The following is a 16,078-nucleotide window of genomic DNA, read 5'->3' as shown; positions in this document are numbered from 1 at the left end:
CCCCTTTAATAGCATATTCATATATAAATAACAATTTCTTTTAATTATAATATAACAATAAAATATTTTAAATGTTAGAAGTGTTGAGTTTTATAAATAAACTGTACAGACACAAACAACCTCACGCCTACATACACATAATAAAGACCACTATTTTGGCGGAGGTGAAAGGTTTGAGTCTATTCGCCGCAATTGGATATATGGTTCGAGAAGTGTTTGTCTTTGTTTCTTATGTAAAGAATAATGCGTTCCCGCAGCCGTTATCATCAGATGATGAGAGAAAGTACTTAGAGTTAATGGAGCAAGGTGATGCTCAAGCGAGAAATCTTTTAATTGAACATAATTTACGGCTTGTAGCTCATATCGTTAAAAAATTTGAGAACACAGGAGAAGATGCAGAAGATTTAATTTCAATTGGTACGATCGGGCTCATTAAAGCGATCGAGAGCTATTCTGCAGGAAAGGGAACAAAGCTTGCGACGTATGCAGCACGCTGTATTGAAAATGAAATTTTGATGCATTTACGTGTACTAAAGAAAACGAAAAAAGATGTTTCACTTCATGATCCGATCGGGCAAGATAAAGAGGGCAATGAAATATCGCTTATTGATATATTAAAATCAGAGTCTGAAGATGTAATTGATATGATTCAGCTTAGTATGGAGTTAGAAAAAATTAAAGAGTATATCGATATTTTAGACGAAAGAGAAAAAGAAGTGATTGTGAAACGTTTTGGACTTGGGCTAGATAAGGAGAAAACACAGCGGGAAATCGCTAAGGCGCTTGGTATTTCTAGAAGCTACGTATCAAGGATTGAAAAGCGTGCTTTAATGAAGATGTTCCACGAGTTTGTAAGGGCAGAGAAAGAGAAAAAAGCGAAAGAGTAAAGTGTATTAGAAGCAGCCATATTTTAAAAGGGGCTGCTTTTCTTATTGTAAATAAGAAAAGAAAACGCGTTATGCTAAGAAGAAATACATGTTCACTGTTGAAAATGATGGATTCTATCTGTAATATTAGAAGGTGCTAAATAATTTAAGAATAATACCATACTTAGTTTTCTGTATGTATAATAAGGCTGCTTTATATGATATGTGGGAATAAGAACCAATTTTACATATGATATAGAAAGAAAAGAAGGGAAAACTAAAGTTATAGACTGATTAGGGGGTTTCGCAATTTGCGACGTACATTATATCGACTTATGATAGAACTTACAAATGGTCGCTTTACTTCTTATATATTACGTAAATTTGCACAATCTCGTTTGAGTTCTATCATTATTCCATCGTATGCGAAAGTTTTTCAAATTAATCAAGATGAGATGGAAAAGGGCTTGAAGGAATATAGAACATTGCATGAATTATTTACGCGTAAGCTAAAAGAAGGAAAGCGTAGTATTGATACAGATGCATCGAGTATCGTTAGTCCTGTTGATGGTGTTTTTGCAGATCATGGTCCTATTGAGGATACAAAAACATTTGATATTAAAGGAAAGCGCTATTCAATTGTGGATATGCTAGGTAATGAAGAACGTGCAACGCGATATGCAGGCGGTACATATATGGTAATTTATTTGAGTCCAAGTCACTATCATCGCATTCATAGTCCGCTTTCTGGTTCTGTGACTGAAAGATTTGTACTCGGTAGAAAATCATATCCGGTAAATGCAGCTGGTATGGAATACGGGAAAGAACCGCTGTCAAAAAATTATCGTTCTGTTACAGAAATAAGCAGTGATGGTGAGCATATGGCTCTTGTAAAAGTAGGTGCCATGTTTGTTAATAGTATCGAGCTTTTGCATGAGAGAGACACTGTTCAAAAAGGTGAAGAAATGGCATACTTTACATTTGGTTCAACAGTTGTGTTATTGTTTGAAAAAGATATGATAGAAGTAGTGCAGGAATTAAAGAGTGGACAAGAGCTTCGTCTTGGTGAAAAAATAGCTACTCGATTAGCTCATAAATAAAGAAAAGCTTTTATAACCGTAAGTAAGAGTTATGGGCAAAGATACTTAATGATGAAATCCCCTAGATGGGAGTACTTGTTTATTCGAGAGCCATCGTAGGATGGCTCTTTTTACAGGGCATCCAATAATTTATCCTGTAACTGTTTGATTGGTACGGGCTGATTAAACTTTCACTTTATATGTAATCAAGAAGATTTGACAAGCTTGTCCTCTAATGAGCGTCTAATGATTTCTTGTTTTATAAGTAAAATGAAGTCGGGATTTAATTTTAGTTCTTTTGCTTTATAATAAGACTCAGTGAGTAACTCAGTGGATAACTGTTCCATATGTTTTGTTTTCAAGGTGAGTCACCTCCTAATAATATAAGGATTGATTCGTTGATGCATTTAATGTACCAAAAAAATATAACAGTCACAAACGGGTGGTTATCCACATACCTAGGTGGATAACGTGTGTATAGTTTGTTAGTAAATTCCAAATTAACTGAAAAATTAATGTGGAAAATGTGTACAATTTTATCCACAGGTTATATATCGAAAAATGTTGTCGAAAAATTTTATGAAAAATCCTCAAAGAGGTGAAAGAAATTGAAACTATTTTTACCAAATGAATATGTGAAAAATGTATATCATGTTCAACCAGAAGATTTAAAAAAACGTGGGATTAAAGGTGTTATTACTGATTTAGATAACACTTTAATTGAATGGGATCGTCCAAATGCAACCCCGCAACTTGAAAAATGGTTCTTGAAAATGAAAGAGCACGGCATCCAAGTAACGGTTGTTTCAAATAATAATGAGCAACGTGTAAAAGATTTTGCTGACCCATTAGGCATTCCATTTATTCATAGTGCACGTAAACCATTTGTTCGAGCGTTTAAGCGTGCGATACAAGAGATGCGTTTACAGGCAGAGGAAGTTGTAGTAATTGGAGATCAGTTACTGACTGACGTGCTTGGTGGAAACCGAGTAGGGCTTCATACAATTTTAGTTGTACCGGTAGCACAAACGGACGGATTAGTGACGCGCTTTAATCGAAAAATTGAACGAAGAATTATGAAAAATATGAAGAAAAAAGGTTTAATTAACTGGGAGGAATAAAGTTTGACTGAAACAATTAAATGTATTGGTTGCGGTGTAGAAATTCAAACAGAAAATAAAAACGAAGTAGGGTATGCTCCTACCTCATCTTTAGAGAAAGAACAAGTTATTTGTCAACGTTGTTTTCGCTTGAAGCATTACAATGAAATTCAAGATGTATCGTTAACAGATGATGATTTCCTACGCATTTTAAATGGAATTGGAAAATCAGATGCATTAGTAGTCAAAATTGTAGATATTTTTGATTTTAATGGTAGCTGGTTACCTGGCTTACATCGTTTCGTAGGAAATAATAAAGTATTACTTGTTGGAAATAAAGCTGATTTAATTCCAAAGTCAGTAAAACATGATAAAGTAAAGCATTGGATGCGCTATAGTGCAAAGCAACTAGGATTAAAACCAGAAGATGTCTTTTTAATTAGTGCAGCGAAGGGACAAGGAATTGCTGAACTAGCAGATGCTATTGAGTATTATCGCGGCGGCAAAGATGTTTACGTTGTTGGATGTACGAATGTAGGGAAATCGACATTTATTAATCGTATGATTAAAGAATTTAGTGATGAGACTGAAAATGTAATTACAACATCTCATTTCCCAGGAACAACCCTTGATTTAATTGATATTCCATTAGACGAAGAATCTTCTTTATATGATACGCCAGGTATTATTAACCACCACCAAATGGCCCATTATGTTGGAAAGCAAAGCTTAAAGCTTATTACACCAACAAAAGAAATTAAGCCGATGGTATTCCAATTAAACGAAGAACAAACGTTATTCTTTAGTGGATTGGCACGTTTTGATTATGTAAGTGGTGGTCGTCGTGCGTTTACTTGTCACTTCTCGAATCGCTTAACAATTCATCGTACAAAGCTTGAGAAAGCAGATGAATTATATAAAAATCATGCTGGGGATTTACTAAGCCCACCAACGCCAGAAGAATTAGCGAATATGCCTGAGCTAGTGAAATACGAATTTAATATTCGTGAACCTAAAACGGATGTTGTATTCTCTGGATTAGGATGGGTTACTGTGAACGAACCAGGAGCAAAAATTGTTGCACACGTACCAAAAGGAGTAAGTGTTTCACTACGTAAATCTTTAATTTAATATGGAGAGGGATTTATGAAACAATTATATGGTGTAATCGGAAATCCAATTGGACATTCATTATCACCCGTTATGCATAACAATGCATTTGAACACTTGAATATGGATGCCCATTATCATGCGTTTCTTGTTGAAGAGGAAGTGCTAGGGGAAGCAGTAAGAGGTTTGAAAGCATTAGGTATTTCAGGATTTAATGTAACAACTCCGCACAAGGTTGCTATTATGGAGTATTTGGATGAGATTGACCCATTGGCAAGGAAAATCGGTGCAGTAAATACAGTGGTGCATAAGAATGGAAGGTTAATTGGCTACAACACAGATGGGATTGGTTTTGTTCGAGCGTTGCAGTCAATTAGTCATGAACCACTTCAAGGGAAACGTATTTTATTACTTGGTGCAGGTGGTGCTAGCCGAGCTATTTATTTTTCTCTTGCTGATGTAGGTGTAAAAGAGATTGATGTAGCCAATCGTACAGTAGATAAGGCGAAAGAACTTATTGCTGCACGTACGGCCGATGTTAATTCTGTTGCTTTGTCGTTAGAAAAAGCGACAGAAGAACAAGGGAATTATGATATTATCATTCAGACGACAACAATAGGTATGCATCCACACGTCGAACATACGCCATTACAAATTTGTTCGTTAAAAAAAGGAACGATTGTATCAGATATAATTTATAATCCATTTGAAACGAAAATTTTATGTGAGGCAAAAGAGCAAGGTGCAATCATTCAAAATGGTATTGATATGTTTGTGTATCAAGGAGCACTTGCATTTGAAATGTGGACAGGACGTGTACCGAATATCGGGAGAATGAAACAATTAGTTATAGAAAAGCTTGGAGGCTAACATATATGTTAACAGGAAAACAAAAAAGATTTTTACGTGCACAAGCACATCATTTAACACCAATTTTTCAAGTAGGAAAAGGCGGAGTAAATGAAAATATGATTAAACAAATCGCAGATACTTTAGAAGCTCGTGAGTTATTTAAAGTAAGTGTATTACAAAACTGTGAATTTGATCGCCGTGAGGTTGCGGAAGAACTTGCAAAAGGTGCACGTGCTGAAATCGTTCAAGTAATTGGAAGCACAATTGTTTTATACAAAGAATCAAGAGAAAATAAACAAATTAAGCTTCCTCGATAAAAAGATTAGCATGCGCTATTTTTATCGCTGATGCGTAATGATGTAGAGAGCGAAACCAATTGAACTTTTATTAATAGCAACTCTCTTCATTCCTAACAAAGGAGAGTTGCTGTATGTAAAAGGAAGGGGCGTTTCTTTTGAGGAAAATTGGCATCATTGGCGGTACATTTGATCCGCCTCACTATGGACATTTGCTAATTGCAAATGAAGTATATCACGCTTTGGATTTGGAAGAAGTATGGTTCTTGCCAAACCAGATTCCGCCACATAAACAAGGACGTAATATTACAAGTATAGAAAGTCGTTTACATATGTTAGAGCTCGCGACTGAGGCAGAAGAACACTTTTCTATTTGTTTAGAAGAGTTAAGCAGGAAGGGCCCATCTTATACGTATGACACTATGATGCAATTGACGAAGAAGTATCCGGATGTGCAGTTTCACTTTATTATTGGTGGGGATATGGTTGAGTATTTACCGAAGTGGTATAACATTGAAGCTTTGCTGAATCTTGTAACGTTTGTTGGAGTTGCGAGACCTGGGTACACATTGCATACGCCGTATCAGATTACTACAGTGGAAATTCCGGAATTTGCAGTTTCTTCATCTTTATTACGTGAGAGATATAAGGAGAAGAAAACGTGTAAATATTTACTTCCTGAAAAAGTACAGGTATATATCGAGAGGAATGGGTTGTATGAATCGTGAGAATGCACTTCATATTGTCAAACAACAAATGCATGAAAAACGTTATATACACACAATTGGTGTAATGGAGACAGCGATTGAGCTGGCTAAGTTATACGGTGTGGACGAGAAAAAAGCAGAGATGGCAGCTATATTCCATGATTATGCGAAATGTAGAGCGATTTCAGAGATGGAAGAGATTATTAAACGTGAAGATTTGCCGAAAGATTTACTTTGCTATAATAAAGAGTTGTGGCATGCGCCTGTTGGGGCATACTTAGTAGAAAAAGAGGTAGGCATTACGGATCCTGAAATTTTACAAGCTATTACATATCATACAAGTGGTCATGAGAACATGACGATGTTAGATAAAGTGATTTATGTAGCTGATTACATTGAGCCAGGGCGAAAGTTTCCAGGTGTGGAAGAGGCTCGTAAACTCGCATATACGGATATAAATCAAGCTTTATTATTTGCGTTAAAGAAAACAATTCAATTTTTAATGGGAAAAAATCAGACGATTTATCCATTAACATTCCAAACATACAATGCAGTTATCAAGGAGGAAATGAGTAAATGAACGATAAAGATTTATTAGTATTAGCGGCAAAAGCAGCTGATGATAAAAGAGCAGAAGATATGGTTGTCCTAAATATGCAAGGTATTTCACCAATTGCAGATTATTTCATTATTTGTCACGGTAATTCAGATAAACAAGTGCAAGCAATTGCACGTGAAATTAAATCAAAAGCACATGAGTTCCAAATCGACGTACAACGTATGGAAGGTTTTGACGAAGCACGTTGGGTATTAGTTGATCTTGGAGATGTAGTTGCTCATGTATTCCATAAAGATGAGCGTAATCACTATAATTTAGAGCGTCTATGGGGCGATGTGCCACGTGAAGATATTACAGAAGAGCTAGGCCAATGAAATACGAACAATTTGCATTGTTGTACGACGAACTAATGAATGATGTCCCTTATGATAAATGGGTGGAATTCACAGAGGAAAGCCTGCAGCAAGCAGATATGAAAGAGGCAAAAATTCTTGATGTAGCATGCGGTACGGGTAATGTAACCCTTCCGCTTGTGCAAAAGGGTTACGATTTAATAGGTGTCGATCTTTCAGAAGAAATGTTAACAGTCGCTCAGCAAAAACTGGGAGCAGAGGGATACTTTATTCCTTTTTATCAACAAGACATGCGAGAGCTTGATGTTCCAGGTGAGTTTGATTGTGTAACCATCTTTTGTGATTCATTAAATTATGTATTGCAAGAAGATGGAGTGCAAGAAACATTTAGAAGAGTATTTCACCATTTACGCCAAGATGGCTTGTTTTTATTTGATGTACATTCTTTATATAAAATACATCATGTATTTCAAGATGAAACGTATACAGTGAATGGAGAAGAAATATCTCTTATTTGGAATTGCTTCCCTGGTGAAGAATCAAATAGTGTAGAGCATGATTTAACATTCTTTGTTCAAGATCCGGAAGAAGATGTGTACCATCGGTTTGACGAATGTCACGTGCAACGTGCATATCAAGTGGAAGAGTTAACGAAATGGCTTCAAGAAGCAGGTTTTACAGTGCTTCGTGTAACAGGTGATTTTGAGCGACTTGAAGTTACAGAACAAACAGAGCGTATTTTCTTCATGGCGAAGAAAAACGGATAAAGTGAAACTTTAATCAGCGGGGTGCGAAGCTTCCCGCTGATTATTAGTTGAACCAATCGGGCTTTTACGGGCAGCCCGACCCCCTCCTAACTTCTTTGCTTTCGCTGAGTTTTAAGGTGGGGATCTTACTGGCCGTTAATGCGGGATAAAACAAAAGCAACCGAGAAGGTTGCTTTTGTTTTATAAAGAAGATGTATTTTTAGTTCTGGCATAATCTGAAGATCGTATGCGTAAAGTGTGGGAATAGTAGTTGAAGTGAAAATGTATTGTAAAAAAGTAATTATTTATAAAAAGGATTTGGAATGAAAATGACGTATTTATTATGTGTGTTTATTGAATTGCTGATCAACGCATTCTAAATCTTCATCAAATTTTTCATGTGTTCGCTCGATTAACTTATGGAACATATCTCCAACGTGTTCTTCTAAAACCCGAATGCCTTCCCCAGTAACGCCGCCTTTCACGCAAACCTTTTCTTGTAAGGTAGGTAATGTGAAGATTTCTTTTTCAAGTAATTTCCCCATCCCCACGACCATTTCACTTACTAAAGTAGTAGCCTCTTCGTGTGTAATATTTGTTTTATCTACAGCAGCGTTAATGAAGCATTGTAGTAAATAACTAAAGAAAGCAGGACCGCAACTTGCTATATCAGATGAAACGCGCGTTATATCTTCTTCTATTACAAGAGGTGTAGAAATGTTTTTGAATAGACGAAGTAGTTTTTGTTGCCATTCTTCAGAGCAATTATCTCCAAATGTAAATAGTGAGGCGCCAGAGAGGGCGCGGTTTGTGATACTTGGAATGATACGCGCGACGTGGCAAGGTACGAGAGTCTCTAATTGTGATGGAGATATTGGACTCGTAATAGAAACTAAGCACGTTTCATCAGAAAAATGTTCAGCGTATTTTTTTAGGATAGGGTATATATCTATCGGCTTAACACAAATAAAAATAAGTTGTGATTGTTCGATTACTTCCGGGATTGTTTTTGCTATATGAACAGAAGGGTATTTTTCTTTTATATGATATGCTTTGGCAGGCGTCCGATTAATGATTGTAAGGCACGAAGGCTTGACAGCACGGGTTTCTAAAAATGCATCAATTAGTATATTCCCCATGTTTCCTGTCCCTATAATTCCTATGTTCAAAGTTTCATCCCTCCTTCGTAACAGCTTTCTCCTAAACAATATGAATGATGTTATAAATTTATGATTAGAGGTGTAAAATGATGTGGGATTTTCCGAAAAAGTCGTTAGGTTTAGTAGTTATTATTGGAACTTTACTTTTTCTTGTTTTTTGGAAAACGAACCAGAGTGTAGAACGAACGCCTACTACAATGAATGTGCAGGAGAAGGAGATAGAAAAAAAGGGTAAACCAAAAATATCGGATACAAAGGAACAGAAAAGAACAATTATAATTGATGTGAAAGGAGCGGTTAGTAAAGAAGGGGTATATGAAATGAAGGAAGGAGATCGCGTAAAGGATGCAGTTCAAAAGGCTGGTGGTTTTTTATCAGAAGTAGATATCAAAAAAGTGAATTTAGCACAAATTGTACAAGATCAAATGCTTCTTTATATACCGAGTAAAAATGAGTCAGAACAAGGGATGTTTACTTCTTCTAAGGAAGATGGCAAGATTCGAATAAATACAGCGGCGAAAGAGCAATTGGAAAAAATTACGGGGATTGGCTCTCGAAAGGCAGAAAGTATTTTGAAATATCGAGAAGAACATGGTCCGTTTCAGAAAATAGAAGACTTATTAGAGATTGATGGGATTGGTACGAAGTCTCTTGAAAAGATAAAAGATCAAATTATTATTCCGTAAAAGATTGACGAAGTTTTTCTTCTTTCGCTACACTACAAGTAGACAAAAAAGTAGGTGAAAAATATGGAACGAATTTCATGGGATCAATATTTTATGACGCAAAGCCATCTACTATCGTTACGTAGTACATGTACAAGGCTTGCGGTAGGAGCGACAATCGTTCGCGATAAACGAATTATTGCTGGTGGATATAATGGTTCGATTAAAGGTGGCGTACATTGTATAGATGATGGTTGTTACGTAATCGATAATCATTGTGTTCGGACAATTCATGCTGAAATGAATGCTTTATTACAATGTGCCAAGTTTGGTGCGAAAACAGAGGAAGCAGAAATTTACGTTACGCATTTCCCTTGTTTACAATGTTGTAAGGCAATTATTCAAAGTGGTATTACAGCGGTTTATTATGCGCAGGATTATAAAAATCATCCATACGCCATAGAGTTATTTGAACAAGCGAATGTAACAGTGAAGCACGTTCCGCTAGAATATGATATTGCTGCATTGGAGGAGCAAAAACGTTATACGGAGTTAAAAGAATTATTTGCGTCTTTAGAAAAAGATAGTTTATCAATGGAAGAATTACAGCATGTATTCACGAAAGCAAAAATGATGCTATAAGGAGTGAGTATAAGTTGCAGGAACAATGGAGGTATGTTGCAATCTCGTTTATAATAGGGATTGCAATTGCCTTTTCCTCGTCACTTTTATTGATGGTTTTTTGCCTCTTTTTAAATGTTTTCTTCTGTTTATATCGCACTTCGCGTAAAACCTTCGTTTTTTGCATTGTAGCGTGCTTTAGTAGCGCTGTATACACTTCCTATATTCAAGGGTGGAATAAGTCTCTAGGAGAGTCCTATGGAGTTACAAGAGGGGTTGTACAAAATACACCGCTTGTTAATGGGGATCGCCTATCTTTTCAATTTGAAGATCACAATAAAAATATAGTGCAGTTAAGTTATAGAATAAAATCAGCCTTGGAAAAGGAAAAAATGCAACAATTATACGCAGGGATATCATGTGTATTCGAGGGTGAGAGGAAAGAACCACAAACAGCTCGGAATTTTCATGGTTTTAATTACCGTGATTATTTATACAAGCAACATATTCATTTCGCATTTGAGGCTACATATATTTCTGAATGCTATAAAACATCACTGTCGCTCATGCAACGGATTCTCCTTTTGAGGCAACAAGCAATCTCGAAAGTTACAGAAATGTTTCCAGAGCAATCAGGTGCTTTTATGAATGCGTTACTATTTGGTGATAGACAACAAATGACGTTTGAAGTGGAAGAGCAATATCAACAGTTTGGTCTTATACATTTGTTAGCAATTTCAGGTTCGCACATTGTATTGTTAATGGGGATAGTATATTTTATTTTGCTAAGAAGTGGTGCGACGAGGGAGGTAGCAACAATTTGCCTTATCGTCTGTATTCCTTTGTATATGGTTTTAGCAGGGGCGTCACCATCTGTTATAAGGGCTTCTATAGCAGGAGTGTTGATGTTGATTGCTTTTATGTGCTCGATTCGTTTATCTAGTTTAGATGCTTTAAGTGTAACAGCTATATGTATGCTTATATATGACCCTTATCTTGTTTTTAATATTGGATTTCAGTTTTCTTTTGTAGGTAGCTTCGCTTTACTTTTGTCTGCTCCGTTATTATTAGGGAGTAGCAACGGAGTAATCCGAAATTCTATTTATATTTCTATCATTTCACAGCTCGTTAGTACTCCGATTTTGTTATATCACTTTGGTTATTTTTCTCCATATAGCATTTTCCTCAATCTCTTATACGTTCCGTTTTTATCTATCATTGTATTACCATGTAGCATTATTATTTTACTGTGTATGCCAATTGTCCCGTTTCTCGCAAAAGGATTTGCGAATGTATTATCAATAGGCTTGAGTATGTCTAATGATTTTCTAAGTTATTGTGAAAGTTTACCATTTACCCAGCTTATTTTTGGGAAAACGCCCTTTAATCTTGTAGCTGTATATTGCGCGAGTATTGTCAGTATACTGATGGTTTGGGAAAGGAGAGCGCCGAAAAAAATGGTGTGTATAGTTGTAAGTGTATTTCTTTTTATTAGCACGTGTCATTATGTATATCCATATTTTAGAGGAAGCGGAAGTGTAACATTTATTGATGTTGGACAAGGTGATGCAATATTAATTCGCCTTCCGTATGATAAAGGGGTTTATCTTATTGATACAGGTGGAACGCTTCGTGTGAATAAGGAAGAATGGCAACAAAAAAAGCATGAATTTTCTGTTGGAAATGATGTTTTAATACCCTATTTACAAAAAGAAGGTATTAAAACAATTGATAAATTAATCATAACGCATGGAGATGCAGATCATATAGGTGCTGCGCAAGAATTATTATCATATATACCTGTAAAAGAAGTGGTATTTGGCCGAAAGGGAAAAGATGCAGTATTAGAAAAAGCAGTAAAGAAACAGGCATTAGAAAAGGAAATGAAAATAACTGAAGTGGGGGAAGGGGAGAGTTGGAGTGTAAATGAAGCTGAATTTTTCGTTTTAGCTCCAAAAGGAAAAGAAAAAAGTGAAAATAATGCTTCAATTGTAATATGGGCAAAATTTGGAGGGTTGACGTGGCTATTTACAGGCGATTTAGAAGAAGAAGGCGAGAAGTTTTTAGTATCTGCGTATCCAGATTTGCGAGTGGATGTTTTAAAAGTTGCTCATCATGGAAGTAATACGTCATCTATAGAGTCTTTTTTGAACGTTATACAGCCCCGTGTAGCGATTATATCTGTTGGTAAGCAGAATAGATATGGACACCCGCATAAAGAAGTGATAGAACGTTTGGAGAAGATGGGGAGTGCGATATGGCGCACGGACAAGCAAGGTGCTATTTCCTATGTTTTTAAAGGGGAAAATGGAACCTTTCAAAGTAAAATCACATATGATAAGACATATAATAGGTGAAAAAGAGAAGACTGCCATGAAGTGGCAGTCTTTAAGAACCGATAAATTTAATAACAGTTGCAATGATGAAAAGTGTTGCGAAAAAACCAAATGAGACGATAAATCCTACCCCTGAATCAATAGCGTCATTGCGTTTACTTTGAACGTTTTGTTCAAAATCATTCATTTAGAATCCCTCCCCAACATTCCACTTTAGTATAAAATATTGTCAGAAAAAAATCTACAATTTCAATATGAAGAGAAAATGAGCTTTTTGCAACTTTTAGATTATGAAGTAACGTGAGTTTTTTGTTTCCAAGCATGTTAACAGTTGGCACTTATACTCGAATTTTTATTGTGAATAATAAAGGGAAGGTGATTACCGCACACCAATAAGAAACCCGGGGCTTATTGCGTGGCGTTTAATATAAATAAAGGAACGGGTTATAAAGCCTGTTCCTTTGTACTTGTAAAACAAAAGCTAGGGCATTAGTATAAATATATATTGCCAAGTTAGGGAGTAGGAAAAAGTATGAGTGATATACATAAAAAAATTAAAAAGAAACAGTTTGCTCCGTTATATTTACTATATGGGACGGAAGCTTTTTTTATAAATGAAACGATAAAGCTTATTACGACAGAAGCACTTGAAGAAGAAGATCGAGAGTTTAATGTTGTGACATACGATTTGGAAGAAGCGTATTTAGAAGATGTGGTTGAGGATGCGCGTACGCTTCCTTTCTTTGGAGAGCGGAAAGTACTGTTAATAAAATCACCGCTATTTTTGACTTCGCAAAAAGAAAAGTTAGAGCAAAATATAAAAATTTTAGAAGAATACATTGGTGAACCTTCTCCATTTTCTATTCTTGTTTTTGTTGCGCCTTACGAAAAACTTGATGAGCGAAAAAAAATTACAAAACTATTAAAGAAAACAGCGGATGTAGTAGAAGCAAATGCGATGCAAGTGCAGGATGTTCAGAAGTGGATTGTTGCTCGTGCAGATGAAGTGCATGTGCATATTGATAATGCGGCTGTTAGTTTGTTGTTAGAGCTGGTGGGAAGTAATGTAACGATGTTGGCGAAGGAAATGGACAAGTTAACGTTATACGTTGGTATGGGCGGAGAGATTACAACGCAACTTGTTGCAGAGCTTGTGCCAAAATCAGTTGAGCAAAATGTATTTGCTTTGACAGAAAAAGTGGTGAAAAAAGATATTGCAGGTGCGATGCAAATTTTGGATGGATTATTTACGCAGCAGGAAGAACCGATTAAATTGCTTGCATTATTAGTGAGTCAATTCCGTTTGTTGTATCAAGTGAAAGAGTTACAGCAACGTGGTTATGGGCAAAATCAAATTGCATCTCATATTGGTGTACATCCGTATCGTGTAAAATTGGCAATGAATCAAACGAAATTTTTCTCTTTTGAAGAATTAAAAAAAGTGATTATAGAATTAGCGGAAGCTGATTATAGTATGAAGACGGGAAAGATGGATAAGAAACTTGTGCTCGAGTTTTTCTTAATGCGATTAAATCATATGTGATGACACAAAAAAAGTTCATGTACTTAGTGCATGAACTTTTTTGTATATAAAAAAACGACCCAAATGGATCGTTTTTTAAACGCCTTACGCGTTTACTTGTTTCGCTAAGCGAGATTTTTGACGAGATGCAGCGTTTTGGTGGATAAGACCTTTACGAGCTGCTTTGTCAAGTTTTTTAGAAGCAGTTTTGAAAGCTTCTTTAGCATTTTCAAGATCGTTATTAGTAACTAAAGCTTCTACAGTTTTAACAGCAGAACGCATGTCAGACTTGATAGAAGCGTTATGTGCACGACGCTCTTCGCTAAGTTTAGCGCGTTTGATAGCAGATTTGATGTTTGCCATACTTTTCACCTCCCTGGTGCAATCGAATGACTCGATTCTTACATAGAACAAGTGATATTCTATCAAACGGTGAAGAGAATTGCAATAGTATATCCATGAAATTTCACGTAAAGGAAAGAATGACCTTATATAACTTTGGGAAATCTAACGATATTTACTATGAATTACGGAGGAGATACGATGAAAGAACCATTGGATTTAAGTAAATATAGCGTTAGAACTGACCTTGCTGTAGAAGCTCATCAAATGTTGCAAGAAAGCCAAGAAGAACAAAAAGGGATACAGGGGGTAATTGTAAAAGAGAGGGAAGAAGAAGGTACTATAATTACAAAAGTAACAATTGATGAAGCTGCCTCTGAAGCGATGGGTAAAAAACCTGGAAATTATTTAACGCTTGAAGTACAAGGTATACGTCAGCAAGATACAGAACTTCAACAAAAAGTGGAGCGTATTTTCGCAAAAGAATTTTCTTATTTTTTAGAAGAGGTTGGTGTTACAAAAGAAGCGAGCTGTTTAATTGTAGGCCTTGGGAATTGGAATGTAACACCGGATGCTCTTGGGCCAATAGTTGTAGAAAATGTATTAGTAACGAGACATTTGTTTCAATTGCAGCCTGAAAGTGTAGAAGAAGGGTTTAGACCTGTTAGTGCAATCCGGCCGGGGGTAATGGGGATTACAGGCATCGAAACGAGCGATGTTATTTATGGGATTATTGAGAAGACAAATCCAGACTTTGTAATTGCGATTGACGCATTAGCTGCCCGTTCTATTGAACGAGTAAATAGCACGATACAAATTTCTGATACTGGAATCCATCCTGGATCAGGGGTTGGGAATAAACGTAAGGAACTAAGTAAAGAGACATTAGGTATCCCTGTTATCGCAATTGGTGTTCCGACTGTGGTCGATGCCGTTTCGATTACAAGTGATACGATTGATTATATTTTGAAACATTTTGGTCGAGAGATGAAAGAAGGAAACAAACCTTCACGATCTTTGTTACCAGCGGGATTTTCATTTGGAGAAAAGAAAAAATTAACAGAAGAAGATATGCCAGATGAAAAGAGCCGAAATATGTTTTTAGGTGCTGTTGGTACGTTAGAAGAAGAAGAAAAAAGAAGGCTCATTTATGAAGTGCTATCGCCTCTTGGTCATAACTTAATGGTGACCCCAAAAGAAGTAGATACTTTTATTGAGGATATGGCGAATGTAATAGCGAGTGGTTTAAATGCAGCGCTGCATCATCAAATTGATCAAGATAATACGGGAGCGTATACACATTGAGGGAGAAAGATGATAATAGTTTGAGTCGTTTTGCGCTTTTGTGTATATGTAGTGTAGCTTTATGTTTACTTATGATGATAGCAGGAGTGTCACTTGCTAATCATGGTTTGAAAAGTATGAAAGGTTATCGGCAATTGTCGTATGAACAAATAGCTCATATGACAGGGACAGAGAGTACAGGTGCTGAATCAGAAATTTTGGGTAGTTCGTTTTCAGCTTCAGAAAAACAACAACAATTAGAACGTTTAAGAAGTTTTAATGTTGTAGAAGGAATTGGGATGGCGGTAGCAAGTGTAGCTTATGAAATGACGAAGTTCGGAACGGATATAGTTGTTGGGAAAATAAAGGGGATTTTTAGCTAAGAGTAACATGGGAGGCGGTTGTTTTACTGATTTGTAAGACAACCGTTTTAAAATTTGAAAAGGGTTTGTCTCTTATGGTTTATTCGCATAAGATATA

The 16,078-nt window shown here is 36.1% G+C and carries 20 protein-coding genes; 16 read left to right on the top strand and 4 right to left on the bottom strand.

All coding sequences use genetic code 11. From position 1 onward, the window contains the following. The first annotated feature begins 173 nt into the window (after window positions 1-173). Both sigK and MHI26_RS22340 read left to right on the top strand, forming a co-directional pair. Window positions 174-887, top strand: a complete 714-nt coding sequence (gene sigK / locus MHI26_RS22345; RefSeq protein WP_000051382.1) for an RNA polymerase sporulation sigma factor SigK — start codon at window positions 174-176, stop codon at window positions 885-887. Window positions 888-1,177: 290 nt separating this feature from the next. After that, entirely contained in the window at window positions 1,178-1,966 is a 789-nt protein-coding gene (locus tag MHI26_RS22340; protein ID WP_001254999.1) for a phosphatidylserine decarboxylase, read from the top strand. A 185-nt stretch (window positions 1,967-2,151) separates the two neighbouring features. On the opposite strand, the gene MHI26_RS22335 is transcribed toward MHI26_RS22340, so the two are convergent. Then, complete coding sequence (locus MHI26_RS22335; RefSeq protein ID WP_000850094.1) at window positions 2,152-2,307, bottom strand: sporulation histidine kinase inhibitor Sda; 156 nt, start codon at window positions 2,305-2,307, stop codon at window positions 2,152-2,154. Window positions 2,308-2,553: 246 nt separating this feature from the next. Between MHI26_RS22335 and MHI26_RS22330 the strand changes: the two genes are divergently transcribed. From MHI26_RS22330 to MHI26_RS22295, 8 genes are all read left to right on the top strand, one after another. Beyond that, window positions 2,554-3,066 carry a YqeG family HAD IIIA-type phosphatase gene (locus tag MHI26_RS22330; RefSeq protein ID WP_000765316.1) on the top strand — a complete coding sequence of 171 codons (513 nt, stop codon included), beginning with the start codon at window positions 2,554-2,556 and terminating at the stop codon, window positions 3,064-3,066. A 3-nt stretch (window positions 3,067-3,069) separates the two neighbouring features. Then, the gene (gene yqeH, locus MHI26_RS22325) at window positions 3,070-4,176 is read left to right on the top strand and encodes a ribosome biogenesis GTPase YqeH (protein ID WP_000140807.1); all 1,107 of its coding nucleotides are present in this window, start codon (window positions 3,070-3,072) and stop codon (window positions 4,174-4,176) included. A 15-nt stretch (window positions 4,177-4,191) separates the two neighbouring features. After that, the gene (gene aroE / locus MHI26_RS22320; RefSeq protein ID WP_000812104.1) at window positions 4,192-5,025 is read left to right on the top strand and encodes a shikimate dehydrogenase; all 834 of its coding nucleotides are present in this window, start codon (window positions 4,192-4,194) and stop codon (window positions 5,023-5,025) included. A gap of 5 nt (window positions 5,026-5,030) precedes the next feature. Continuing rightward, the gene (gene yhbY, locus MHI26_RS22315; RefSeq protein WP_000955224.1) at window positions 5,031-5,324 is read left to right on the top strand and encodes a ribosome assembly RNA-binding protein YhbY; all 294 of its coding nucleotides are present in this window, start codon (window positions 5,031-5,033) and stop codon (window positions 5,322-5,324) included. A gap of 137 nt (window positions 5,325-5,461) precedes the next feature. Further along, window positions 5,462-6,031: a nicotinate-nucleotide adenylyltransferase gene (gene nadD / locus MHI26_RS22310; RefSeq protein WP_001226032.1), complete on the top strand. Its 570-nt coding sequence runs from the start codon at window positions 5,462-5,464 to the stop codon at window positions 6,029-6,031. Continuing rightward, the gene (gene yqeK, locus MHI26_RS22305; RefSeq protein WP_001078472.1) at window positions 6,021-6,590 is read left to right on the top strand and encodes a bis(5'-nucleosyl)-tetraphosphatase (symmetrical) YqeK; all 570 of its coding nucleotides are present in this window, start codon (window positions 6,021-6,023) and stop codon (window positions 6,588-6,590) included. The genes nadD and yqeK overlap by 11 nt, the downstream gene beginning before the upstream one ends. Further along, entirely contained in the window at window positions 6,587-6,943 is a 357-nt protein-coding gene (rsfS, locus tag MHI26_RS22300) for a ribosome silencing factor (protein ID WP_000998173.1), read from the top strand. Before yqeK ends, rsfS begins: the two co-directional genes overlap by 4 nt. After that, complete coding sequence (locus MHI26_RS22295; protein WP_000873063.1) at window positions 6,940-7,689, top strand: class I SAM-dependent methyltransferase; 750 nt, start codon at window positions 6,940-6,942, stop codon at window positions 7,687-7,689. The genes rsfS and MHI26_RS22295 overlap by 4 nt, the downstream gene beginning before the upstream one ends. A gap of 320 nt (window positions 7,690-8,009) precedes the next feature. Here the strand turns inward: MHI26_RS22295 and comER are convergent, their stop codons facing one another. Further along, the gene (gene comER, locus MHI26_RS22290; RefSeq protein ID WP_001020554.1) at window positions 8,010-8,837 is read right to left on the bottom strand and encodes a late competence protein ComER; all 828 of its coding nucleotides are present in this window, start codon (window positions 8,835-8,837) and stop codon (window positions 8,010-8,012) included. Window positions 8,838-8,914: 77 nt separating this feature from the next. On the opposite strand from comER, the gene MHI26_RS22285 reads away from it, so the two are divergent. The 3 genes from MHI26_RS22285 (at window position 8,915) to MHI26_RS22275 (ending at window position 12,471) form a co-directional block, all read left to right on the top strand. Further along, a complete protein-coding gene (locus tag MHI26_RS22285; protein ID WP_000989920.1) occupies window positions 8,915-9,514 on the top strand; it encodes a helix-hairpin-helix domain-containing protein in 600 nt (199 codons plus the stop codon). A gap of 63 nt (window positions 9,515-9,577) precedes the next feature. Further along, window positions 9,578-10,135, top strand: coding sequence for a ComE operon protein 2 (locus MHI26_RS22280; RefSeq protein ID WP_000439775.1), 558 nt, complete (start codon window positions 9,578-9,580; stop codon window positions 10,133-10,135). Between the two features lie 14 nt (window positions 10,136-10,149). Beyond that, window positions 10,150-12,471 carry a DNA internalization-related competence protein ComEC/Rec2 gene (locus MHI26_RS22275; RefSeq protein WP_061666283.1) on the top strand — a complete coding sequence of 774 codons (2,322 nt, stop codon included), beginning with the start codon at window positions 10,150-10,152 and terminating at the stop codon, window positions 12,469-12,471. Between the two features lie 31 nt (window positions 12,472-12,502). On the opposite strand, the gene MHI26_RS22270 is transcribed toward MHI26_RS22275, so the two are convergent. Then, entirely contained in the window at window positions 12,503-12,637 is a 135-nt protein-coding gene (locus MHI26_RS22270; RefSeq protein ID WP_000997609.1) for a YqzM family protein, read from the bottom strand. 345 nt (window positions 12,638-12,982) lie between these two features. On the opposite strand from MHI26_RS22270, the gene holA reads away from it, so the two are divergent. Beyond that, a complete protein-coding gene (holA, locus tag MHI26_RS22265; RefSeq protein ID WP_001279925.1) occupies window positions 12,983-13,993 on the top strand; it encodes a DNA polymerase III subunit delta in 1,011 nt (336 codons plus the stop codon). Window positions 13,994-14,077: 84 nt separating this feature from the next. Here holA and rpsT read toward each other — a convergent pair whose 3' ends face one another. Continuing rightward, window positions 14,078-14,335 carry a 30S ribosomal protein S20 gene (gene rpsT / locus MHI26_RS22260; RefSeq protein ID WP_001274012.1) on the bottom strand — a complete coding sequence of 86 codons (258 nt, stop codon included), beginning with the start codon at window positions 14,333-14,335 and terminating at the stop codon, window positions 14,078-14,080. 180 nt (window positions 14,336-14,515) lie between these two features. On the opposite strand from rpsT, the gene gpr reads away from it, so the two are divergent. Then, complete coding sequence (gpr, locus tag MHI26_RS22255; protein ID WP_000662645.1) at window positions 14,516-15,619, top strand: GPR endopeptidase; 1,104 nt, start codon at window positions 14,516-14,518, stop codon at window positions 15,617-15,619. Next, entirely contained in the window at window positions 15,616-15,981 is a 366-nt protein-coding gene (locus MHI26_RS22250) for a YqxA family protein (protein WP_001207094.1), read from the top strand. The genes gpr and MHI26_RS22250 overlap by 4 nt, the downstream gene beginning before the upstream one ends. Window positions 15,982-16,078 lie beyond the last annotated feature (97 nt).

It is taken from the genome of Bacillus sp. FSL K6-1218, from assembly GCF_038006445.1.
Taxonomy (GTDB): Bacteria; Bacillota; Bacilli; order Bacillales; family Bacillaceae_G; genus Bacillus_A; species Bacillus_A thuringiensis_S.
The sequence above is the reverse complement of the archived record's forward strand: the minus strand, read 5'-3'. Positions and strand labels throughout refer to the sequence as shown.